The following is a 20,698-nucleotide window of genomic DNA, read 5'->3' as shown; positions in this document are numbered from 1 at the left end:
CATGGTCCGGCACGGAAGAGAGAGCGCGGCGGCGTGAAGGCAAGGGGACGGGCGCTTCTGGTACGGCTGTGGGACCGGCTCGCCGCGTCCGATCCGGGACTGCTGCGGCTGACGGCGGGTCTGCGCACGGTGGCCGCGATCGCCCTCACCCTCTTCGTGCTGGGCGTGCTGCGCTTCCCGGTGCCCCAGCTGGTCGCGGGCGCGATGGCGGCGATGTCGTCGACGTTCGCCGTCCGGGAGACCGACCGCGCCAAGCAGGGTGTCACGCTGGCGCTGTGTCTTCCGGTGGCGCTGGCGTCGGTGTCGCTGGGCGCGGTCCTGAACCGGTGGCCGCTGGTCAGCGACATCTCCTTCCTGCTGCTCATCTTCGCGGCCGTCTACGGGCGCCGGTTCGGCGAGCGGGCCACGGGGCTGGGTCTGATCGGCTTCCAGGTCTACTTCCTGTCGCTGTTCGTCCGGGCGACGGTGCCGGCGCTGCCCTCCTTGTACGTGGTGATCGCGGTGGCGGTCGGGTGCAGCGCCTTCGCGCGGTTCGTGCTGATGCCGCAGACGGAGGCGGGGACGCTGGACCGGTTGCGGCGGGCCTTCCGGGCCCGGCTGGGCCAGTTGCTGGGCACGCAGATCGAGCTGCTGGACGCGGGTCCCGAGGACGTCGACAAAATCGTGGAGGATCTGCGCACCGGGACCGCGCGGCTGCACGAGACGGCGCTGATGATCCAGGGCCGGCTGGAGCGCGGTACCTCGGACGAGGCGGTGGCCCGGCTGTTGCAGCGCCGTATCGCGGACGCCGAGATCGCCGCCGAGCGGCTGGGGCTGATGCTGCTCACCGCGCGCAGCGCCGAGCGGACCGACACCCTCACCCTGCATCTGCCGGGCGCGCCGCTGCCATCGATCGGGGTGCTGCCGGTGCGGGACGCGTCGACGGAGCTGCTGCGCCGGGATCTGAGTGCGCTGCGGCTGCTGGTGCTGCGTCCGGTGGGCGAGACCTCGGGTACGGCGCTGGCGCAGGTCCGCAACCGGCTGCTCGGCTACCGCGAGGAGGACAATCTGCCCGAGGCGTCGCCTGCCGTGCAGGACGTCTTCCGCGGCATCGGTGAGGCGGCGCGCGCGGTGCTGGGTCTGCGGACCGCGCTGGACGGGCCGCAGGACGAGTCCGACGACAGCCCGGCGACGGCCCGGTCCCGTGAGGAGCTGGACGCCGAGGACGCGGCGATCGAGGTCAGCGAGGACACCGACGCGGAGAAGGCCGAGCAGACGGGGCTGAGGCGGCCCACGACGCGGGCGGCCGTGCAGGTGGCGGTGGGGTCGACGCTGGCCATCGCGGGCGGTGAGCTGCTGTCCCATCAGCGGTGGTACTGGGCGGTGCTGACCTGCTGGATCGTGTTCATCAACACCACCTCCACCGGGGAGATCCTGGTGAAGGGCGGCCGGCGGCTGCTCGGCACGATTCTCGGTGTGGTGGCCGGTATCGGGCTCGCCGGTGCGGTGGGGCACCACACGTGGACGGCGTTCGCGCTGGTGCTGGTGTGTGTGTTCGCCATGTTCTACACCGCTCCCCTGTCGTACACGCTGATGTCGTTCTTCGTGACGGCGGCGCTGGGGCTGCTGTACACCCTGCTGAACACGTACAGCATGTCGGTGCTGCTGCTGCGGGTGGAGGAGACGGCACTGGGCGCGGCGTGCGGGGTGATCACGGCGGCGGTGGTGCTGCCGGTGCGCACCGACCGGCGGACCAATGAGCTGCTGGTGGATGTGCTGGACGAGCTGGCCGAGCTGACGCGGGCGGCCGTGGACCAGCTCAGTGGGCGGCCGCACACGGATCTGGTGGACCGGGCGCGTGATCTGGACCAGGCGCTGGCCGATCTGCACGCGGCGACCAAGCCGCTGACGCACCCCATCACCCCGCTGCGCTCCCGCCGGGACACCGCCCGGTACGTGGTGGCGCTGCTGGAGACCTGCGCGTACCACGGGCGCGCCCTCGCGGCCACGGCCGAGCTGCTCCCGAACCACCCCTCGATCGCGGCCGACCCCCGGCTGAGCGGTGTGTGCAGCCGGATCGTCCACAACATCGAGGCGATCGCCGACCACGTCCGCGACCCGCACTCCTCCGCCGAACTCGAGACCGGTCCGAGCATCGCCTCCATGCTGGAACCCGGCACCCTCGGCACCCCCCGCTACGGCCGCGTCACCGACCGGGTCCTCCGCCACCTCCAACGCCTGGACGAAGCGGTCTCCGGCCTCGCCCGCCCCCTGGGCGTCCCGGTGAAGGTGGAGGCGGCGAAGAAGTGACGGCAGATGAGCTGCTCACCTGGGCGCACCTGGGGCCGGCCGGCTGAGGGGGTGTCGGCGTGTGTGAGGGGGCCTCGGGGCGTGTTCAGCGCAGGGGTACGACGGCGGTGACGCACTTGCCGCCGCGCGGGAGTCCCGCCACCCGTACGTCACGGGCGAGCAGGCTGACGATGGGCCAGCCACGGCCGCCGGTGCGGCTCCGGTCGGCTTCGGTGCCCAAGGGGGCGGTGGTGTCCGGGAGTTCGTCGCTGCGGTCGCTCACCGAGAGCCGTACGCCGCGGGTGTCGACGTCGACCTCGAAGCAGGTGATGCCGCCGCCGTGCAGGATGGCGTTGGTGGTCAGCTCGGAGGCGACCAGCAGGGCGTCCTCGAGGGTCTCGTCGGCGCAGTTCAGCGCGCGGTCGCGACAGCGCTCGGTCACCACACGGCGTACGGTTCTGCGGGCGTCGGCCGGTCGGTACGCCATGGTCCTGCGGCTCTGCCGAGGCACGGCCGGGGTGGTGGTCGCGTACTGCTCGCACATGTTGTCGTCCCTCCCTAGCGCGGCGCCCGGTCTTTCCTCGGGCGGTGCCCGGACGGCCGGGGTCTCTTCCATGCGGCTGACCCCTCGCGGCAATGTCAAACACCGTGGCTGCGGGTGCCTTCACCGGGCGCTGAGCGGGTAGGAGCCCGGCATGAGTGATGTCGTGGACGCGGATGAACTGTTGCGGCGTATCCGGCGGGGCCGGGATCTGGCCACCGAGGAGGAGCGGGCGTGGCTGGAGCGGGCGCAGAGCCTGACGGCCACCGATCCGGACCGGGCGCGGGAGGCGACCGAGCGCGCGCTGACGTACCAGGTGGTGGCCGGAGTGCTGACGGAGATCGTCGCGCCGGGCAGCCACACCGTGGACGCCGGCCCGGCGGGAGCGACGGGAGCGAGGCACGTCACGTGATTCCGCCGCCATTACCGGTCACGCGCCCTGTGGTTTATCGTTCACCCATATCGGGGCGCGACCCGGACCGGGTACCCGTGTGTTCCGCGCGCTTCCGCACAGACCGCCCTGGCTGGTTTCCCCCGTCCAGCCAGGGCTTTTTCCTGCCCGCGGCCCGGCGTCCCCGCGCACGGCCGGTGCTTCGAGGTGCCCCCTGCGGCGGCAGCGGCTCAAATGGGCTTAGGGAACCACCCGAACGGCCGCCGGTGAGGAGCCCCGCGTATGACCAAAGCGATCAAACTGCTGACCGCCCTGCCACAGGCACAGCGGGAACGGCTGATGGAGCTGGCCAAGGAGGTCTCCTTCCCGGAGGACACCCGGGTGTTCGGGGCGGGCGGCGTCGCCGACCGGTTCTGGGTGATCCGCTCGGGCGCGGTCTCCCTGGACCAGCAGGTGACCTCCCGGAGTTACGTCACCGTGGCCACGCTCGGCGCCGGTGACCTGCTCGGCTGGTCCTGGCTCTTCCCGCCGTACGAGTGGGACTTCGGGGCGGTGGCGTTCAGCAACGTCCGCGCCTACGAGTTCGAGGGGCCCGCGGTGCTCGCGCTGTGCGTGGAGGACCCGCTGCTCGGGCTGTCGCTGGTGCGCACCGTGGCCGAGATCCTGGCCCACCGGCTGGAGACGACACGCGGCAAGCTGATGGACCAGTACGCGATCCGGCGGAGCACGCCCCTGTGAGCCCCGCCGGTCAGATCCGGTAGCGGCGCAGCGCGGGCATCGCGGCGGCCAGCGCCAGCATGACGACGACGACCAGCGCGCCACCGCCCGCGACGGCGGCGCGGGGGCCGAAGAGGGACCCGGCGGTGCCGTGCAGCACGTCGGCGAGGCGCGGTCCGCCCGCGACGACCACGGTGAAGACGCCCTGCATCCGGCCGCGCATCTCGTCGGTCGCGGCGGACAGCAGGATCGCGCCCCGGAAGACCATGGAGACCATGTCGGCCACGCCTCCGGCGGCGAGGAAGACGACGGCCACCCACAGGTTGCCGCTCAGCCCGAACCCGACGACGGCCAGCCCCCAGCCGACCACCGAGCCGATGACCATCCAGCCATGGCCGCGGGCTCGCGAGAACGCGCCCGAGAACAGACCGCCGAGGACCGCGCCGACCGGCATGGCCGCGAAGAGCAGGCCGAGTGCGAACCCCTCGTGCCAGGAGCGGTAGGTATGCGCGGCAAGCTCCGGGAAGAGGGCGCGGGGCATGCCGAAAACCATGGCGACGATGTCGGCGAGGAAGGACAGCAGCAGCACCTTGTGCCCGGCGATGTAGCGGAACCCGGCCAGGATCTCCCGTACCCCGGCGCGGCGGGCGGAGGCTCCGCCGAGCGGCGGCAGGGCGGGCAGCCGGAACACCGCCCACACGGTGAAGGTCAGCGCGAGCGCGTCGATGAGGTACAGCTCGGGCAGTCCGATGACCGGGATCAGCACCCCGGCGAGCAGCGGTCCGGCGACCAGGCCGGTCTGCATGACGGTGGTGCCCAGCGCGTTGGCGGCGGGCAGTTCCCCGGCGGGGACCAGCCGGGCGACGGAGGCGCTGCGGGTGGGCTGGTTGAGGCCGAAGAACGCCTGCTGGGCGGCGAGCAGGATCATCAGCACCGGCACCGAGTTCAGCCCGGTGGCGGCCTGGGCCCAGAACAGCAGCGAGGTCACCGCGATGCCGATGTTGGTGATCAGCAGCAGCTTGCGCCGGTCCACGGTGTCCGCGACGGCCCCGCCCCAGAGCGCGAAGACGACCATGGGGACGAGCCCGGCGAGGCTGGCGTAGCCGACCCAGGCCGAGGACTGGGTGATGTCGTAGATCTGCTTGGGTACGGCGACGGCGGTGAGCTGGCTGCCGACGGCGGTGACGATGGTCGACGACCACAGGCGCCGGTAGGCCGGAATCCGCAGGGGCCGGGTGTCCATCGCCCAGCGGCGCCAGCCGCGTGCGGGCGGGTCCCCGCCAGGTGCCTCGGTCTTGCCCGCGTCGGTACTGCTGCTCTCGCTCGTGTCCACGGAGGTCCTGGTTGCTCGATACATCTTTCGATTTCGAGCCTCACTATCGCAGCAACTTCCGGCGAACGCCGAACCGTTTACCTCAAGCGTTCGTCTCAGGCCCCGGTGAGCAGCATCGCGCCGAGGCCGAGCATGGTGACGGCGACCAGCCCGTCCAGCACCCGCCAGGCGGCGGGCCGGGCCAGTGCGCGGCCCAGCAGCCGGGCGCCGAGGCCGAGGGCGGCGAACCAGCACAGGCTGGCCAGGGCCGCGCCCAGCCCGAAGGTCCAGCGCAGCGGGCCCCGGTCGGCGGCGAGCGAGCCGACCAGGAAGACGGTGTCCAGGTAGACGTGCGGGTTGAGCCAGGTCATCGCGAGACAGGTGAGCACCGCGCGCCGGATCGAGCCGGCCGCCTCGCCGTCCGTGTTCAGTCCGCCGGTGCCGGGGCGCAGGACGCGGCGGGCGGCGAGGGCGCCGTAGCAGAGCAGGAAGACGCCGCCGACGATGCCGACCGCCCGTACCGCGTCCGGCCAGGCCACCACGATCGCCCCGACCCCGGCGACGCCGAGTGCGATGAGCAGGGCGTCCGAGAGCGCGCAGATGCCCACCACGGCGAGGACGGCGTGCCGGCGGACCCCCTGGCGCAGGACGAAGGCGTTCTGGGCGCCGATGGCGACGATGAGGGAGAGGCCGGTGCCGAAGCCCGCGGCCGCGGCGGTGAGCGCGTGGTTCATGCCTTCGACGTTAGAGACCGGATCACCGCGCGTACAGCTAAAGATTCTTACGTAGCATTAGCTCTCATGATGAACGAGCTTCCTCTGGAGCAGGTGCGGACGCTGCTGGCCGTGGTGGACGAGGGCACCTTCGACGCGGCCGCCGCCGCGCTGCATGTGACGCCGTCGGCGGTGAGCCAGCGGGTCAAGGCGCTGGAGCAGCGCACCGGCCGGGTACTGCTCCAGCGCACCAAGCCGGTCCGGCCGACCGACTCCGGCGCGGTCCTGGTGCGGTACGCCCGGCAGCTCGCCCGGCTGGAGCGGGACGCGCGCGACGAGCTGGGGATGAGCGGTGCCGGGGAGCCGACGCGGGTTTCGGTGGCGGTGAACGCGGACTCGCTGGCGACCTGGTTCCTGGACGCGCTCACCGAGGTGCCGGGGCTCAGTTTCGAGCTGCGCCGGGAGGACGAGGACCACACGGCGGCGCTGCTGCGCGAGGGGCTGGTGATGGCGGCCGTGACGGGGTCGGCGGAGCCGGTGCCGGGCTGCTCGGTGCGCCCGCTGGGGCGGCTGCGGTATCTGCCGGTGGCGGCGCCGGAGCTGGCCGCGCGGCTGCCGTCCGGGCCGCTCGCGGAGGCGCTCACCGAGCTGCCGGTGATGGTCTTCGACGACAAGGACGACCTCCAGGACGCCTTCGTACGCGGGCTCGGCGGCACGGGCGCGGGCCCGCTGCGGCACTACGTGCCGACCTCGGAGGGGTTCGCGCAGTCGGTGGCGCGCGGGCTCGGCTGGGGCCTGGTCCCACAGGCGCAGGCGGAGCCGCTGCTGGCGGCGGGCCGGGTCGTACCGCTGGCGCCGGGCCGGTGGCTGGACGTGGCGCTGTACTGGCAGCAGTGGCGGCTGGACTCCCCCGCGCTGGCGGCGCTGGCCGAGGCGGTCAGCGCGACGGCGGCGCGGGCGCTGCGCCGCTGAGCCGGGCGGCGGCGCTGTCCAGCAGCATCTGAAGCGCCGTGGGGTAGGCGCTGTGCACCATCTGCCGGGCCAGCAGCGGGGCGGCCTCGGCGATGCGCGGGTGGGTGGAGCGGGGCAGCCGGGCGTAGGTGGAGTGCCACTGGTCCTCGTCGGCGCGCTGGGAGGCGCTGGGCAGGGCCAGGGTGGCGGCGTCCAGGGCGGCGAAGGCGAGGGTCTGGTCGATGAAGGCGTGGTAAACCCGCACCGCCTCGGCCAGCGGGAACCCGGCACGGGCGAGGACGTCGAGCACGGCCTCGTCGACGGCGAGTTCATGGGCGCGCCCGGTGACCCGGCTGACGGTGAGCAGCGCCGCCTGGGGGTGGGCGACGTAGGCGGCGTGGATGCGCGTCCCGATGGCGCGCAGGTCGGCGCGCCAGCGGCCGGTGCGCCGCCAGCCGTCGAGGGCCTGGCCGATGAGGGCGTCCCCGATGGCCAGGGTCAGGTCGTCCATGCCGCGGAAGTACCGGTAGAGGGTGCTGGGGTCGCAGTCCAGGGCGAGGCCGAGGCGGCGCGCGGTGAGTCCGGCGCTGCCGTGTTCGCGCAGCAGGCGCAGCGCGGTGGTGACGATCAGTTCCTCGGAGAGCACGGTGCCGCTCCGGGTGGGCCGGCGCCTGCGGCGCTTCTCCTCGGGCACGACGGCTTTGGGCACGGCGGGGACCTCCTCCGGGCGGGCCTGGGCGGCCTTATGCCAACGCCATTGACCTTAACGCGGGGCGGGGCGTTGGATTCAGGGCAAGGCGCGCCTGTCCCGTTCTCGTTTTCCGTCCGTGTCAGGCAGGGAGTTTCCGTCATGCGTGTACTGCTCGTGGGCGCCGGTGGTGTGGGTACCGCCGTCACCCGGATCGCGGCCCGCCGTCCGTTCTTCGACCTGATGGTGGTGGCCGACTACGACCCCGGCCGGGCCGAGGCCGCCGTGGCCGCGCTCGGCGCGGACGAAGGCCGGTTCCGGGCCGAGCGGGTCGACGCGGCCGACGAGGCGGCGGTCGCCGGGCTGCTCGAACGGCACGGCTGCGACGTGCTGCTCAACGCGACCGACCCCAGATTCGTGATGCCGCTGTTCCGGGCCGCCCGTACGGCCGGGGCCACCTATGTCGACATGGCGATGTCCCTGTCCCGGCCGCACCCGGAGCGCCCGTACGAGGAGTGCGGGGTGAAGCTCGGCGACGAGCAGTTCGCAGCTGCCGCCGACTGGGAGCGCGCGGGCGCGCTGGCGCTGGTGGGCATGGGTGTGGAGCCGGGCCTGTCGGACGTGTTCGCCCGGTACGCGGCGGACGAACTCTTCGACTCCATCGAGGAGATCGGCGTCCGCGACGGCGCGAACCTCACCGTGGACGGCTACGACTTCGCGCCCTCCTTCAGCATCTGGACCACGATCGAGGAGTGCCTGAACCCGCCCGTGGTGTACGAGGAGGGGCGCGGCTGGTTCACCACGGAGCCGTTCAGCGAGCCGGAGGTGTTCGACTTCCCCGAGGGCATCGGCCCGGTGGAGTGCGTGAACGTCGAGCACGAGGAGGTGCTGCTGATGCCGCGCTGGACGGACGCGCGGCGGGTCACCTTCAAGTACGGGCTCGGCCGGGAGTTCACCGAGACGCTGCGCACGCTGCACCAGTTGGGCCTGGACCGCACCACGCCGGTGACCGTGCCGGGCCCGGACGGGCCGGTCGCGGTCTCGCCGCGCGACGTCGTGGCCGCCGGGCTGCCCGACCCGGCGACGCTGGGCGACCGGATGCGCGGCAAGACCTGCGCGGGCACCTGGGTACGGGGCACCAAGGACGGATCACCGCGCGAGGTGTACCTCTACCACGTGGTCGACAACGAGTGGTCGATGACCGAGTACGGCTCCCAGGCCGTGGTGTGGCAGACGGCCGTCAACCCGGTCGTCGCCCTCGAACTCCTCGCCACCGGCGCCTGGTCGGGCGCGGGTGTGCTGGGCCCGGAAGCCTTCCCCGCCCGGCCCTTCCTCGACCTGCTGACCGCGTACGGCTCCCCGTGGGGCCTGCGCGAGCAGTGACCCGTCAGGCCGTCTTCGGCTTGCCCTTGGTGTACAGCCAGGTGTGCAGTACCGGGGCGACCTTCTTCCCGGACTCCTTCTCGGCGAGCCGGGTGAACTGCTCCGTCGTGCCGTGGCCGTCGCGGTGCTGGGTGGCCCAGGCGCGCAGGATGCGGAAGAAGGCGCGGTCGCCGACCGTCCTGCGCAGCTCGTGCAGGGCCATCGCGCCCCGGTCGTAGACGGGCTTGCCGAAGATCTTCCCGCCGTTGCCGGGGTCGCCGGGCGGGTAGGCCCACAGGCTGTCCTTGGCGGGGCGGGCGTAGAGGGCGTCGAAGGTCTTCTGCGCGCTGTCGGCGCCGTGCTGCTCCTCGTAGAGCCACTCGGTGTAGCTGGCGAAGCCCTCGTTGAGCCAGATGTCCTGCCACTTCGTCAGGGACACCGAGTCACCGAACCACTGGTGGGCGCTCTCGTGGACGAGGGTGTCCAGGTCGGGCGCCGAGTCGTACACGGGCCGGGTCTGGGTCTCCAGGGCGTAGCCGACGTCCGGGGCGTGGTCGACGATGGAGCCGGCGGCGCGGTACGGGTACGGGCCGAACAGTCCGGCCTCCCATTCCAGCACCGAGGGCAGCTTCTTCATCACCGGGTCGGCGGCGCGGGCCTCCCTGGGATCGACGGCGTCGTAGAGCTGGACGCCGCCGCGCAGGGTGCTGCGGCGGATCTGGAAGGTGCCGATGGTGGCGGTGGCGAGGTAGGCGGCCATCGGCTCGGCCTGGTGCCAGCGGAAGGTGGTGCGGCCGTGCTCGGTGCGCTGCTCGCGCAGCACGCCGTTGGCGACGGCGGTACGGCCCTTCGGGACGGTGATCGTGAAGTCGTAGGACGCCTTGTCCAGCGGGTGGTTGTTGGCCGGGTACCAGGTCATGGCGCCCTGCGGCTGGCCCGCGACGAAGGCGCCGTCGTCGGTGGGAATCCAGCCGTCGGTCGAGCCGTCCGGGTCGGTGACGGGCTTCGGGGTGCCCTTGTAGCGGACGGTGACCTTGAACTCCTGGCCCTTGCGCAGGGTGCTCTTCGGAGTGACGACGAGTTCCTGGCCCTTACGGGTGAAGCGGGCGTCGCTGCGGTCCACGCGCACTGAGGTGACGGTGAGGCCGCTCAGGTCGAGGTCGAAGCGGCCGAGGCGCTGGGTGGCGCGGGCGGTGAGGACGGCGATGCCGTCGAGGTGCTTGGAGCCGGTGTCGTAGCCGAGCGTGAGGTCGTAGTGGCGTACGTCGTAGCCGCCGTTGCCGCTGAGCGGGAAGTACGGGTCGCCCGCTCCTGCCGCGCCGGTGGTGCCCGGCTCGAGGGGTGCGGCGGCGCCGAGGAGGGCGGCCACCGCGAGGGGAACCGTGGCGAGGACCGTCTCGCGGCGGAGGAGGGCGGTGCGGCGTCGTGCGGCCGGTCGGCGGGGTGACGTCACGTGCACTCCTTCGGGGACGGCGGTGATCGCTTCGCCCACAGGTTAGGGCTCCGGGGCCCCGGCTGTCCTGTGCGCCGGGGCCCATTCCGGCCATCCCGGTGCCGACCGGCGGGCCCCGCCCGGCCGCAGTACGCTCGCAGGACCGTCCCCCGACCGGATGAGGAGTGCCGACCGTGAGCGTGCGGGTGCGCCGCATCTACGATCCGCCGGAGCCGGGCGACGGCCTGCGGGTGCTGGTGGACCGGCTGTGGCCGCGCGGGGTTTCCAAGGAGGAGGCCCGCCTCGACGAGTGGCCCGAGGCGCTCACCCCGTCGACCGAGCTGCGCCACTGGTTCCACGACGGCGGCTCGTACGACGAGTTCCGGCACCGCTACGAGAAGGAGCTGACCGCTCCCGAGGCCGCCGAGGCCCTCGACACCCTGCGGGAGCAGGTAGCCGAGGGCCCGGTCACCCTGCTCACGGCCGGCCGGCACCCGGAGCACAGCCAGGCGTCCGTGCTCCGGGACCTCATCGAGGGCTGACCAAAGTCAGCCGGTCTGCCGGGACGCCGCCCTGCCCGCGGCGCGGCCGGAGAACAGGCAGCCGCCGAGGAACGTGCCCTCCAGCGCGTTGTAGCCGTGCACCCCTCCCCCGCCGAAGCCCGCCACCTCACCGGCCGCGTAGAGCCCATCGACCGGGCTGCCGTCGAGGCCGAGGGCGCGGGAGTCCAGGTCGGTCTGGATGCCGCCGAGGGTCTTGCGGGTCAGCACGCGCAGCCGGACGCCGATCAGCGGGCCCGCGGCGGGGTCAAGAATGCGGTGCGGGGCGGCGACCCTGCCGAGCCGGTCCCCGATGTAGCGGCGGGCGTTGCGGATGCCCTGGACCTGGGAGTCCTTGCTGTAGGGGTTGGCCAGCTGGAGGTCGCGGGCCTCGATCTGGCGGCGGACCTCGGCCGGGTCGAGCAGGGCTTCCCCGGTGAGCCCGTTCATCTTCCCGACCAGTTCCTCCAGCGTGCCGGCGGTGACGAAGTCCTCGCCCTTGTCGAGGAACGCCTGTACGGGGGCCGGGGCGCCCTTGCCCAGCACCCGGTCCCGCAGCACGGCCTTGCGGTCCTTGGCGGTGATGTCGGGGTTCTGCTCGGAGCCGGAGAGCGCGAACTCCTTCTCGATGATCTTCCGGGTGAGGACGAACCAGGAGTGGTCGTAGCCCGCGATGTCCTCGGTGGTGCGCAGATGGCGCAGGGTGCCGAGGGTGTCGTAGCCGGGCAGGCAGGGGTCGGGCAGACGGCGGCCCCGGGCGTCGAGCCAGATGGAGGACGGGCCGGGCAGGACGCGGATGCCGTGGCCGGGCCAGACGGGGTCCCAGTTGGCGAGGCCCTCGGTGTAGTGCCACATGCGGTCCCGGTTGACCAGGCGCACCCCGGCCTCCGCGCTGATGTCGAGCATGCGGCCGTCGACGTAGGCGGGGACGCCGGTGACCATGTCGGCCGGGGGCGTGCCGAGCCGTTCGGGCCAGTAGCGGCGGACGATGTCGTGGTCGGCGCCGATGCCTCCGGTGGTGAGGACGACGGCCTGGGCGGTCAGCTCGAACTCCCCCGCCGTTTCCCGGTTGGAGGCGACGCCGCGCGCCGAGTCGTCGGGGGCGAGCAGGGTGCCGCGCACCCCGCGCGCGCTGTTGCCGTCGATGACCAGCTCGTCGACGCGGTGCCGGTGGTGGAAGGTCAGCAGCCCGTCCCGCTCGGCCTGCCGGGCGTACCGCACGAAGGGCTCGACCACGCCGGTGCCGGTGCCCCAGGCGATGTGGAAGCGGGGTACGGAGTTGCCGTGGCCGTCGGCGCGCAGGTCGCCGCGCTCGGCCCAGCCGACGGTGGGCAGCAGCTCGATGCCGTGGCCGCGCAGCCAGGACCGCTTCTCGCCGGCCGCGAACTCGACGTAGGCGCGGGCCCAGCGCACCGCCCAGGAGTCCTCGTCCTCGGTGCGGTCGAAGCCCGCGCTGCCCTGCCAGTCGTTCCAGGCGAGGTCGAGGGAGTCCTTGACGCCGAGGCGGCGCTGTTCGGGCGAGTCCACCAGGAAGAGGCCGCCCAGCGACCAGTACGCCTGGCCGCCGAGGTTGGCGGCGTTCTCCTGGTCCAGCAGGGCCACCTTCCGGCCCCGGCTGGTGAGTTCGTGCACCGCGACCAGGCCGGCCAGGCCCGCTCCCACGACTATGACGTCCGCGTCCATGGTGTTCATGTCCTTCCGTCCGCGACTCGTTCGGGGGTGCCGCTGCCGGTCAGCAGGGCGGTGAGAAGTTGCTTGAGCCAGCTCCGCGCCGCGTCCACGTCCTTGTCCAGCAGGAGCTGGACGGTGACCCCGTCGTAGGCGGCGACGACCGCGCGGGCGGCGGCGTCCACTCCGCCGGGCGGGGCTGCGGTGGCGTGGGCCCGGCGCAGCCGGTCGGCGACGGCCTCGCGCAGCCGGGCCCGGTGGTCGAGCAGGGCCTCGGCGACGGCCGGGGCGCGGGCGGCGTGCACCAGGAAGTCGGTCTTCACCAGCAGCCAGTCCACGTCGAGCAGCAGCACCTCGGCGACCCGGTCCACGGAGGCGGCCACGTCGAGCGCGGGGCCGTCCTGGGCGAGGGCGTCGGCGACCTGGGCGGCGATGAGGTCGGCGCGCTCCTGGTAGAGGGCGAAGAACAGTTCGTCGAGGGTGGCGAAGTTGGAGTAGAAGGCGCCCCGGCTGTACCCGGCGGCCTCGCAGACCTCCTCGATGGAGACCCGCCCGAACCCCTTGGCGGCGAACACCGCGAAGGCGGCGGCGAGCAGCTCGGCCCGCGTCCGCGCCCGCCGCTTGGTGACGCGCGGCGCCTTGTCCTCGGCCGTCATCGCCCGCACCTCCGTTTCGATACGGGAATGTATCCGATACGCCGATGTATCGAAAGAGCCGTGCAAGCGGACACCCCTTGATCAATAGAACGCATTTTCGATTCAGGAGTACGCTGACCCCATGTCCACGCACCTCCAGAGCTCACTGTTCGACCAGGCCGACGAGCTGCGCCTCGACCCCCTCGACGGGCTGCGCCGGACCGTGCTGGGTTCCGGTGCCTGGATCGACGTACTGCCGGGCTGGCTGAGCGGCGCCGACGCCCTGTTCGAACGGCTCGCCGCCGAGGTTCCCTGGCGGGCCGAGCAGCGCCGGATGTACGACAACGTGGTCTCCGTACCGCGCCTGCTGGCCTTCTACCGCGAGCGGGAACCGCTCCCCCACCCGGTGCTGGACGAGGCCCGCGCGAGACTCTCGGCGCACTACGCGCCGGAGCTCGGCGAGCCCTTCGCCACCGCCGGGCTCTGCCACTACCGCGACGGCCGGGACAGCGTGGCCTGGCACGGTGACCGGATCGGGCGGGGCAGCCGCGAGGACACGATGGTCGCCATCCTCTCGGTCGGCGCGCCGCGGGATCTGCTGCTGCGCCCGGCGGGCGGAGGTCCGGTGGCGGTCCGCAGGCCCCTCGGGCACGGCGATCTGATCGTGATGGGCGGCTCCTGCCAGCGCACCTGGGAGCACTGCGTCCCGAAGTCGGCGCGGGCCGCCGGCCCCCGGATCAGCGTCCAGTTCCGGCCGCGCGGGGTGCGCTGACCCGCCCGGCGGACCGGCGTCTGATTGGCTGGTGCACGAAGGTCATCGGCCGGAATCCGAGGGGAACATGCGGGCACAGGTACAGCAAGTCGCGGACGGCGTCCATCTGGTGCGCGGGCACCACACCAACTGGGTGATCCTGAAGGACGGCGACGCCGTCACGCTCATCGACACCGGTTATCCGGGAGACCGGCAGGGGCTGCTCGACTCCCTTGCCGCCGTGGGCAGTTCACCCGAGGCGGTGACGGCCGTACTGATCACCCACGCGCACAACGACCACCTCGGCTCGGCCGAGTACCTGCGCGCGGCCCACGGCACGCCGGTCCTGCTGCATCCGGCCGAAGTCCCGCACGCCCGGCGGGACTTCCTCCAGCAGTGCTCCATCGGTGACGTGGTGCGCAATGCCTGGCGCCCCGGTGTGGTGCCATGGGCGGTGCATGTGATCAAGGCGGGCGGCACCGAGCACAACCCGGTGGTGAAGCCCGAGCCGTTCGCGGCCGGGGGCGCCCTCGATCTGCCAGGGCGCCCGGTGCCCGTGCACACGCCCGGCCACACCGACGGCCACTGCGTCTACCACCTTCCCGAGGCGGGCGTGGTCGTCTCCGGCGACGCCCTGATCACCGGGCACGCGACCTCCCGCGTCCGGGGCCCGCAGATGCTGCACGGCTTCTTCCACCATGAGACGGAGCGGGCCGTGACCTCACTGGCTCTCGTCGCCGCGCTGGAGGGCGATGTCCTGCTGCCCGGCCACGGCCCGCTGCACGAGGGCCCGGTGCGGGCCGCCGCCGAGCAGGCCCGCGACCGGGCGTCCTGACCTCAGGGGGTGTCAGTCCTGCGGGACGACGGCGACCGGGCTGCCCGCGTGGTGCAGCACCCCGTGCGCGACCGAGCCGATCCGGGCGCCGACCGCCGTACGCCGCGCCCGGCGGCCCACCACGAGGAGCTGGGCCCGCGCGGCCTGGGAGACCAGCACCTCGCCCGCGCTGCCCATCTCGACGTGCTCGGCCACGGGCACGCCGGGGAACCGTTCCCGCCAGGGCCGCAGCGCGTCGGCCAAGGCCCGCTTCTCGTACGGTTCGAGGCCGCCCGCGTCGTCCAGCAGCTTCAGCGAGCCGGGGCTGTAGGCGAAGACCGGCGGCAGGGTCCAGGCGCGTACCGCGCGGACGGTGGCGCCGCGGGCGGCCGCCGCCTCGAAGGCGAAGCGCAGCGCGGCGGCGCTGTCCTCCGGGGTGCCGTGCTGGCCGACGACGATCTCGCGTCCGGCGGACTCGGCCTCGGCCCGGTCCCCGGCGCGCACCAGGATCACCGGCCGCGCGGCCTTGGCGACGACCCGGAGGCCGACCGAGCCGAGCAGGAAGCCGACCACCGCGCCGTGTCCGCGGGTGCCGAGGACCAGCGCCTCGGAGTCCGCGCCGGCCACGAGGAGCGCGTCCACGGCGTCGTCCTCGGTCAGCTCGGCACTCACGTCCAGTCCGGGGTGCCGTTCGGCGAGGGCGCGGACCGTGCCGCCGATGCCCTCCTCGACCCAGCCGCGCTGGGTGTCCCGGTCGGCGGGCAGCTCCCCGGCCTCCTCCCAGGCGTGCACCACGCGCAGCGGCAGACCCCGGCGCACGGCCTCGCGGGCCGCCCAGTCCAGCGCGGCCAGGCTCTCCTCCGTACCGTCCATCCCTGCCGTGATCGGGCGTGTCATGCGTTAAGCCTCCTCGTCGTCCGGCGTGTTCCGTCGTCACCGACGTCGTCGGCATGACCTTGTCACAACAGGTGTGCGCGCCCGCCACCCGGCGACCGATGCACACCGGGGCGAAGCGGGAGAAACGCACATACGATGGGCGGGAACCGGCGCGAGGGACCAGCGACACCGTCCCGTGCACCCGACCGCTCGGGGTGAGAACGCATGGCACAGCCGACCGACGCAGCGCGGACCGTCCTGATGACCGTGGACGACGATCCGGGTGTGTCCCGCGCCGTCGCCCGCGATCTGCGGCGGCGCTACGGCGCGTCGTACCGCGTGGTGCGCGCCGAGTCCGGACAGTCGGCGCTTCAGGCGCTGCGCGAGCTGAAGCTGCGCGGCGATCCGGTGGCGGTGATCCTGGCGGACTACCGGATGCCGGTGATGAACGGCATCGAGTTCCTGGAGCGCGCGATGGACGTGTATCCGGGGGCGCGGCGGGTGCTGCTGACGGCGTACGCGGACACGGGGGCGGCGATCGACGCGATCAACGTGGTGGACCTGGACCACTATCTGCTCAAGCCCTGGGACCCGCCGGAGGAGAAGCTGTACCCGGTGGTGGACGACCTGCTGGCGGCCTGGCGGGCCGGTGACCACCGGCCGGTGCCGTCCACGAAAGTGGTGGGGCACCGCTGGTCGGCGCGGTCGTCGGACGTCCGCGAGTTCCTGGCCCGCAACCAGGTGCCGTACCGCTGGTACTCGGCGGAGGAGCCGGAGGGGCGGCGGCTGCTGGCGGCGGCCGGGCAGGACGGGCTGCGGCTGCCGCTGGTGATCACCCCGGACGGCGGGGTGCTGGTCGAGCCCGAGGCTCCCGAACTGGCCGCGCGGGTGGGGCTGGCGACGACGCCGACGGCCGACTTCTACGACCTGGTGGTGATCGGCGGCGGCCCGGCCGGGCTCGGCTCGGCGGTGTACGGGGCGTCGGAGGGGCTGCGCACGGTCCTGCTGGAGCGCTCGGCGACGGGCGGACAGGCCGGGCAGAGCTCCCGGATCGAGAACTACCTCGGCTTCCCCGACGGTGTCTCCGGCGCCCAGCTCACCGACCGGGCCCGCCGGCAGGCGACCCGGTTCGGCGCGGAGATCCTCACCGCCCGCGAGGTGACGGGGCTGGAGGTCAACGGGGCGGCGCGGATCGTACGGTTCGCGGACGGCTCCGCGATCGGCGCGCACAGCGTGATCCTGGCGACGGGGGTGCAGTACCGGCGGCTGAACGCCGAGGGCTGCGCCGGACTCACCGGCTGCGGGGTGTTCTACGGCTCGGCGCTGACCGAGGCACCGTCCTGCCAGGGGCACGACGTGTTCATCGTGGGCGGCGCCAACTCGGCGGGACAGGCGGCGATGTATCTGTCCCGGTTCGCCAAGTCGGTGACGCTGCTGGTGCGCGGGCCGGACCTGTCGGCGTCGATGTCGCACTACCTGGTCCAGCAGATCACCGAGGCCCCGAACATCTCGGTGCGCGGACGCACGGAGGTGGAGGCGGCGCACGGTGCGGACCGGCTGGAGCGGCTGACGCTGCGTCAGGTGGACACGGGTGAGCGTGAAGAGGCCGACGCGCAGTGGCTGTTCGTGTTCATCGGCGCCGCCCCGCTGACCGGCTGGCTGGACGGGACCGTACGCCGGGACCGGCGCGGGTTCATCCTGGCCGGCCCGGATCTGACCGTGGACGGGGGTCTGCCGGAGGGCTGGGAGCTGGACCGGCCGCCGTACCACCTGGAGACCAGTGTGCCGGGCGTGTTCGTGGCGGGCGACGCGCGCGCGGAGTCGGCCAAGCGGGTCGCGTCCGCCGTAGGAGAGGGAGCCATGGCCGTGATGCTCGTCCACCGGTATCTGGAGCAGTCGTGAGCGGGCGGCCGATGCCGTGCAGCCCCGGCGAGATCGGCAGCCTGTTCCTCTTCGAGCGGCTGGCGCCCGAGCAGTTGGGGCGGCTGTGCCGGGAGGGCCGGGTGGAGCTGTTCGAGCCGGGCCCGGTGTACACCGAGGGCGACCCGGCGACCTGTTTCTATGTGCTGATCGAGGGCGCGGTCGTGCTCTCGCGGCGGATCGGCGCCGAGGACGTGGAGGTGTCCCGGACCGCGCAGCGCGGGGTGTACGGCGGCGCGATGCAGGCGTATCTCGGGGACCGGGTGCGGCAGGCGTACAACAACTCGATGCGGGTGACGGAGCCGACGCGGTTCTTCGTGCTGCCCGCGCCGGTGTTCGCGGAGATCATGCGGGCCTGGTTCCCGATGGCGGTGCATCTGCTGGAGGGGCTGTTCTTCGGCTCCAAGAGCACGCAGGCGGCCATCGGGCAGCGGGAACGGCTGCTGGCGCTGGGCTCGTTGTCGGCGGGGCTCACCCATGAGCTGAACAATCCGGCGGCGGCCGCCGTGCGGGCCACCTCGGCCCTGCGGGAGCGGGTGGCGCGGATGCGGCACAAGCTGGCGCTGATCGGGGAGGGGCCGTTCTCCCGGGACGCGCTGGCGAGCCTGATCGAGATCCAGGAGCGCACCGCCGAGCGGGTCGCCAAGGCGCCGGTGCTCGGTCCGCTGGAGGCGTCCGACCGGGAGGACGCGCTCGCCGACTGGCTGGCGGACCACGGCATCGCGGACGGCTGGCGGCTCGCGCCGGTGTTCGTGCAGGCCGGGCTGGACGCCGACTGGCTGGAGCGGGTGGCGTCGATGGTGGACCGGGAGATCCTGGGCGGCGCGGTGGGCTGGCTCAACTACACCATCGAGACCGAGCTGTTGATGAACGAGATCGAGGACGCCACCACCCGCGTCTCCCAGCTCGTCGACGCGGCCAAGCAGTACACCCAGCTGGACCGGGCGCCGTTCCGGGTGGTGGACGTGCACGAACTCCTCGACAGCACCCTGCTGATGCTGTCCGGGAAGCTCGGCCCGCACATCGAGGTGGTGCGCGCCTACGACCGTACGCTGCCCTCGCTGCCGGGCTATCCGGCGGAGCTGAACCAGGTGTGGACCAACCTGATCGACAACGCGGTGGCCGCCATGACCGGAGCGGGCGGCGGCGGAACGCTGACCGTGCGGACGGCGCGGGACGGGGAACTGGCGCTGGTGGAGTTCGGGGACACCGGTCCCGGGGTCCCGCCGGAGATCCGGGAGCGGATCTTCGACCCGTTCTTCACCACCAAGCCGGTCGGCGCGGGCACCGGGCTGGGGCTGGACATCTCGCGGCGGATCGTCGTCGACAGGCACCACGGCACCCTGCGGCTGGAGTCGGCCCCCGGCGACACCCGCTTCCAGGTCCGCCTTCCGCTGAGTACCGGCACGGAACCCGAGAGAACCGAGGAGCGCGCATGAGCGAGGACACCGCGATCGACCCGTCGGTGCCGCCGAGCGGTACGGGGTGCGTGGAGTGCGAGAAGTCGGACAGCTGGTGGTTCCACCTGCGCCGCTGCGCGCGGTGCGGGCACATCGGGTGCTGTGACGACTCGCTGGGCAAGCACGCCACCGCGCACTACCGGGCCACCGGCCATCCGGTGCTCCGCAGCTTCGAGCCGGGCGAGGACTGGTTCTGGAACTACGCCACGCAGGAGGTGTACGAGTCCGGCCCCGCCCTGGCGCCCCCGGAGAGCCACCCGGCCGACCAGCCGGTGCCGGGCCCGGCCGGGCGGGTCCCGGCGGACTGGGCGCGGTTGCTGCGCTGACCTGAACCCTCAGCGCCGGCAGTCGAGGCTCGCGGGGCCGACCGCCCCGGCGATGGCCCGCATGCCGTCGTCGTCGGGGTGGAGGTGGTCGCCGGCGTCGAGGTCCGGGCGCAGCCGCTCGGGGTCGCGGGGGTCGCGCAGGGCGCGGTCGACGTCGGCGACGGCGTCGAAGTCGCCGTCGGCGCGCACCTGGTGGTTGACCTCCCGGCGTACCGTCTCGGCGTCCGGGTCCCACTGGAGCCAGCCCTTGAAGGGGGCGACGGTGGCGCCTATCACGCACAGGCCCGCCGCGTGGGCCCGCTTCGTGATCTCCCGGTACCCCGCGACGATCTCGGCCGCGCTCGCCCCTTCGCGCGCCTTGAGGTCGTTGACGCCCTCGTAGAGGATCACGGTGCGCACGCCGGGCTGGGAGAGCACGTCCCGCTCCAGCCGACGGGTGGCGCTCGGGCCGCCGCTGTTGCCGGCGAGGAGCCGGTTGCCCGATATCCCCTCGTTGGCGACGCCGACCCCGGCCGCGCGCAGCCGCCGGGCGAGGTAGTCGGGCCAGCGGCGGTCGAGGCCGGGGGTGGACCCCCAGCCGTCGGTGATGGAGTCGCCGAGCGCGACGACCGCGCCGGTACGGGGGTGCGCGGGGCGCACGGAGACGGCGTCGAGGTACCACCAGGAGCCGGTGGTCAGGGTCCAGCCGGTGTCGCCGTCGCCGCCGGTGTCGGCGTCCTGGCCGAGGTAGGAGGTGGTCAGGGCCATCTCGTGGCCGGTGGCGGGCCCCTGGGCGCCGGGGGTGCGCAGGCTGACGGCGAGGCGGGCCCCGGCCGGGACGCGGCCGGGCAGCGGGTCGCTCCAGACGGTGCCGCCCGCCGGGACGGTGACGGCCCGGTCGCCGCCGAAGGTGAGCGGCCGGTTGCTGCCCGGCCGCAGGGCGGCGCCGCGCGCCTGGAGACCCGCGTGGGCGGAGTCGACGGTGAGCGGGCGGTCCCCGTAGGCGTTGGAGAGCCGGAGGCGCAGGTCGCTCCCGCCGGCGCTGACGCGCACGATCAGCCGGTAGGCCCGGTCGGCGCCCGCCCCGACGCGCTGCGCGCTCGCCGCCCAGGTGACGACGCCGGAGCCGCGCACGGTGGCCTCGGCCGGCGGGGTCGCCGCGAGGGCGGGCGTCGCCTGACCGGCGAGGGTGAGCAGCAGGACGGTCGCCGCCCGGCAGGCTCTCCCCCGGCCGCTCACCTGGCCGGTTCCTTCGTCTGGCCCATGCCTGTGATGGTCCCGCCGACGCCCGCGCCCCGCACCTCGGTACGTTCCGTGTCTGCGCCTGTACAAGGGCCCCGCCCCGCGCGAAGGCG

At 73.4% G+C, this 20,698-nt stretch carries 20 protein-coding genes; 11 read left to right on the top strand and 9 right to left on the bottom strand.

The genetic code is table 11. The features are described from left to right. The first annotated feature begins 33 nt into the window (after positions 1–33). The gene (locus ACIGA3_RS16050) at positions 34–2,289 is read left to right on the top strand and encodes an FUSC family protein (protein WP_399715336.1); all 2,256 of its coding nucleotides are present in this window, start codon (positions 34–36) and stop codon (positions 2,287–2,289) included. Between the two features lie 85 nt (positions 2,290–2,374). Here the strand turns inward: ACIGA3_RS16050 and ACIGA3_RS16045 are convergent, their stop codons facing one another. Continuing rightward, entirely contained in the window at positions 2,375–2,812 is a 438-nt protein-coding gene (locus tag ACIGA3_RS16045; protein WP_399715460.1) for an ATP-binding protein, read from the bottom strand. Between the two features lie 151 nt (positions 2,813–2,963). Between ACIGA3_RS16045 and ACIGA3_RS16040 the strand changes: the two genes are divergently transcribed. Then, complete coding sequence (locus ACIGA3_RS16040) at positions 2,964–3,221, top strand: hypothetical protein (RefSeq protein WP_399715334.1); 258 nt, start codon at positions 2,964–2,966, stop codon at positions 3,219–3,221. Between the two features lie 261 nt (positions 3,222–3,482). Beyond that, positions 3,483–3,938 carry a cyclic nucleotide-binding domain-containing protein gene (locus ACIGA3_RS16035; protein ID WP_399715332.1) on the top strand — a complete coding sequence of 152 codons (456 nt, stop codon included), beginning with the start codon at positions 3,483–3,485 and terminating at the stop codon, positions 3,936–3,938. 10 nt (positions 3,939–3,948) lie between these two features. Here the strand turns inward: ACIGA3_RS16035 and ACIGA3_RS16030 are convergent, their stop codons facing one another. Next, positions 3,949–5,250, bottom strand: coding sequence for an MFS transporter (locus ACIGA3_RS16030; protein ID WP_399715329.1), 1,302 nt, complete (start codon positions 5,248–5,250; stop codon positions 3,949–3,951). Positions 5,251–5,345: 95 nt separating this feature from the next. After that, complete coding sequence (locus ACIGA3_RS16025; protein ID WP_399715326.1) at positions 5,346–5,963, bottom strand: LysE/ArgO family amino acid transporter; 618 nt, start codon at positions 5,961–5,963, stop codon at positions 5,346–5,348. A gap of 66 nt (positions 5,964–6,029) precedes the next feature. Here ACIGA3_RS16025 and ACIGA3_RS16020 point away from each other — a divergent pair, with 66 nt between their 5' ends. Next, positions 6,030–6,914 carry a LysR family transcriptional regulator ArgP gene (locus ACIGA3_RS16020; protein ID WP_399715323.1) on the top strand — a complete coding sequence of 295 codons (885 nt, stop codon included), beginning with the start codon at positions 6,030–6,032 and terminating at the stop codon, positions 6,912–6,914. Here the strand turns inward: ACIGA3_RS16020 and ACIGA3_RS16015 are convergent. Further along, positions 6,880–7,602 carry a TetR/AcrR family transcriptional regulator gene (locus ACIGA3_RS16015; RefSeq protein WP_399715321.1) on the bottom strand — a complete coding sequence of 241 codons (723 nt, stop codon included), beginning with the start codon at positions 7,600–7,602 and terminating at the stop codon, positions 6,880–6,882. The genes ACIGA3_RS16020 and ACIGA3_RS16015 overlap by 35 nt on opposite strands. 141 nt (positions 7,603–7,743) lie before the next feature. On the opposite strand from ACIGA3_RS16015, the gene ACIGA3_RS16010 reads away from it, so the two are divergent. Beyond that, positions 7,744–8,964, top strand: coding sequence for a saccharopine dehydrogenase family protein (locus tag ACIGA3_RS16010; protein WP_399715319.1), 1,221 nt, complete (start codon positions 7,744–7,746; stop codon positions 8,962–8,964). A 4-nt stretch (positions 8,965–8,968) separates the two neighbouring features. Here ACIGA3_RS16010 and ACIGA3_RS16005 read toward each other — a convergent pair whose 3' ends face one another. Next, positions 8,969–10,396, bottom strand: coding sequence for a M1 family metallopeptidase (locus ACIGA3_RS16005; RefSeq protein WP_399715316.1), 1,428 nt, complete (start codon positions 10,394–10,396; stop codon positions 8,969–8,971). Between the two features lie 173 nt (positions 10,397–10,569). Between ACIGA3_RS16005 and ACIGA3_RS16000 the strand changes: the two genes are divergently transcribed. Beyond that, on the top strand, positions 10,570–10,917 hold the full coding sequence (locus ACIGA3_RS16000) for a DUF488 domain-containing protein (RefSeq protein ID WP_399715314.1): 348 nt from the start codon (positions 10,570–10,572) through the stop codon (positions 10,915–10,917). Between the two features lie 6 nt (positions 10,918–10,923). Here the strand turns inward: ACIGA3_RS16000 and ACIGA3_RS15995 are convergent, their stop codons facing one another. Continuing rightward, entirely contained in the window at positions 10,924–12,597 is a 1,674-nt protein-coding gene (locus ACIGA3_RS15995; protein ID WP_399715457.1) for an FAD-binding dehydrogenase, read from the bottom strand. A 5-nt stretch (positions 12,598–12,602) separates the two neighbouring features. Then, positions 12,603–13,238 carry a TetR/AcrR family transcriptional regulator gene (locus ACIGA3_RS15990; RefSeq protein ID WP_399715311.1) on the bottom strand — a complete coding sequence of 212 codons (636 nt, stop codon included), beginning with the start codon at positions 13,236–13,238 and terminating at the stop codon, positions 12,603–12,605. 121 nt (positions 13,239–13,359) lie between these two features. Here ACIGA3_RS15990 and ACIGA3_RS15985 point away from each other — a divergent pair, with 121 nt between their 5' ends. Then, positions 13,360–13,989, top strand: coding sequence for an alpha-ketoglutarate-dependent dioxygenase AlkB (locus ACIGA3_RS15985; protein ID WP_399715310.1), 630 nt, complete (start codon positions 13,360–13,362; stop codon positions 13,987–13,989). Between the two features lie 67 nt (positions 13,990–14,056). Further along, the gene (locus tag ACIGA3_RS15980) at positions 14,057–14,803 is read left to right on the top strand and encodes an MBL fold metallo-hydrolase (protein WP_399715307.1); all 747 of its coding nucleotides are present in this window, start codon (positions 14,057–14,059) and stop codon (positions 14,801–14,803) included. Positions 14,804–14,815: 12 nt separating this feature from the next. Here ACIGA3_RS15980 and ACIGA3_RS15975 read toward each other — a convergent pair whose 3' ends face one another. Next, positions 14,816–15,679 carry a universal stress protein gene (locus ACIGA3_RS15975; protein WP_399715305.1) on the bottom strand — a complete coding sequence of 288 codons (864 nt, stop codon included), beginning with the start codon at positions 15,677–15,679 and terminating at the stop codon, positions 14,816–14,818. Positions 15,680–15,883: 204 nt separating this feature from the next. On the opposite strand from ACIGA3_RS15975, the gene ACIGA3_RS15970 reads away from it, so the two are divergent. The 3 genes from ACIGA3_RS15970 to ACIGA3_RS15960 are packed head-to-tail and all read left to right on the top strand — an operon-like array spanning position 15,884 to position 19,364. Then, positions 15,884–17,560 carry an FAD-dependent oxidoreductase gene (locus tag ACIGA3_RS15970; RefSeq protein ID WP_399715303.1) on the top strand — a complete coding sequence of 559 codons (1,677 nt, stop codon included), beginning with the start codon at positions 15,884–15,886 and terminating at the stop codon, positions 17,558–17,560. A gap of 11 nt (positions 17,561–17,571) precedes the next feature. Further along, positions 17,572–19,017 (top strand): ATP-binding protein, encoded by a 1,446-nt coding sequence (locus ACIGA3_RS15965; protein WP_399715455.1) that lies wholly within the window; start codon positions 17,572–17,574, stop codon positions 19,015–19,017. Beyond that, entirely contained in the window at positions 19,014–19,364 is a 351-nt protein-coding gene (locus ACIGA3_RS15960; RefSeq protein WP_399715300.1) for a UBP-type zinc finger domain-containing protein, read from the top strand. The genes ACIGA3_RS15965 and ACIGA3_RS15960 overlap by 4 nt, the downstream gene beginning before the upstream one ends. Before the next feature lie 9 nt (positions 19,365–19,373). Here ACIGA3_RS15960 and ACIGA3_RS15955 read toward each other — a convergent pair whose 3' ends face one another. Then, positions 19,374–20,582, bottom strand: coding sequence for an SGNH/GDSL hydrolase family protein (locus ACIGA3_RS15955; RefSeq protein WP_399715297.1), 1,209 nt, complete (start codon positions 20,580–20,582; stop codon positions 19,374–19,376). Positions 20,583–20,698: the final 116 nt, after the last annotated feature.

Source organism: Streptomyces sp. NPDC085596, assembly GCF_044541565.1.
Lineage (GTDB): Bacteria > Actinomycetota > Actinomycetes > Streptomycetales > Streptomycetaceae > Streptomyces.
Note: the sequence above shows the minus strand (reverse complement) of the source record. Positions and strands in the feature narration are given on the sequence as shown.

What these genes read in the sequence shown, in the direction of transcription:
- ACIGA3_RS16045 (WP_399715460.1), bottom strand. Translation starts at nt 2,812, where the DNA reads ATGTGCGAGCAGTACGCGACCACCACCCCGGCCGTGCCTCGGCAGAGC.
- ACIGA3_RS15995 (WP_399715457.1), bottom strand. Translation starts at nt 12,597, where the DNA reads ATGGACGCGGACGTCATAGTCGTGGGAGCGGGCCTGGCCGGCCTGGTC.
- ACIGA3_RS15965 (WP_399715455.1), top strand. Translation starts at nt 17,572, where the DNA reads ATGCCGTGCAGCCCCGGCGAGATCGGCAGCCTGTTCCTCTTCGAGCGG.
- ACIGA3_RS16025 (WP_399715326.1), bottom strand. Translation starts at nt 5,963, where the DNA reads ATGAACCACGCGCTCACCGCCGCGGCCGCGGGCTTCGGCACCGGCCTC.
- ACIGA3_RS15985 (WP_399715310.1), top strand. Translation starts at nt 13,360, where the DNA reads ATGTCCACGCACCTCCAGAGCTCACTGTTCGACCAGGCCGACGAGCTG.
- ACIGA3_RS15975 (WP_399715305.1), bottom strand. Translation starts at nt 15,679, where the DNA reads ATGACACGCCCGATCACGGCAGGGATGGACGGTACGGAGGAGAGCCTG.
- ACIGA3_RS16020 (WP_399715323.1), top strand. Translation starts at nt 6,030, where the DNA reads ATGATGAACGAGCTTCCTCTGGAGCAGGTGCGGACGCTGCTGGCCGTG.
- ACIGA3_RS16035 (WP_399715332.1), top strand. Translation starts at nt 3,483, where the DNA reads ATGACCAAAGCGATCAAACTGCTGACCGCCCTGCCACAGGCACAGCGG.
- ACIGA3_RS15960 (WP_399715300.1), top strand. Translation starts at nt 19,014, where the DNA reads ATGAGCGAGGACACCGCGATCGACCCGTCGGTGCCGCCGAGCGGTACG.
- ACIGA3_RS15980 (WP_399715307.1), top strand. Translation starts at nt 14,057, where the DNA reads ATGCGGGCACAGGTACAGCAAGTCGCGGACGGCGTCCATCTGGTGCGC.
- ACIGA3_RS16040 (WP_399715334.1), top strand. Translation starts at nt 2,964, where the DNA reads ATGAGTGATGTCGTGGACGCGGATGAACTGTTGCGGCGTATCCGGCGG.
- ACIGA3_RS16010 (WP_399715319.1), top strand. Translation starts at nt 7,744, where the DNA reads ATGCGTGTACTGCTCGTGGGCGCCGGTGGTGTGGGTACCGCCGTCACC.
- ACIGA3_RS15990 (WP_399715311.1), bottom strand. Translation starts at nt 13,238, where the DNA reads ATGACGGCCGAGGACAAGGCGCCGCGCGTCACCAAGCGGCGGGCGCGG.
- ACIGA3_RS15970 (WP_399715303.1), top strand. Translation starts at nt 15,884, where the DNA reads ATGGCACAGCCGACCGACGCAGCGCGGACCGTCCTGATGACCGTGGAC.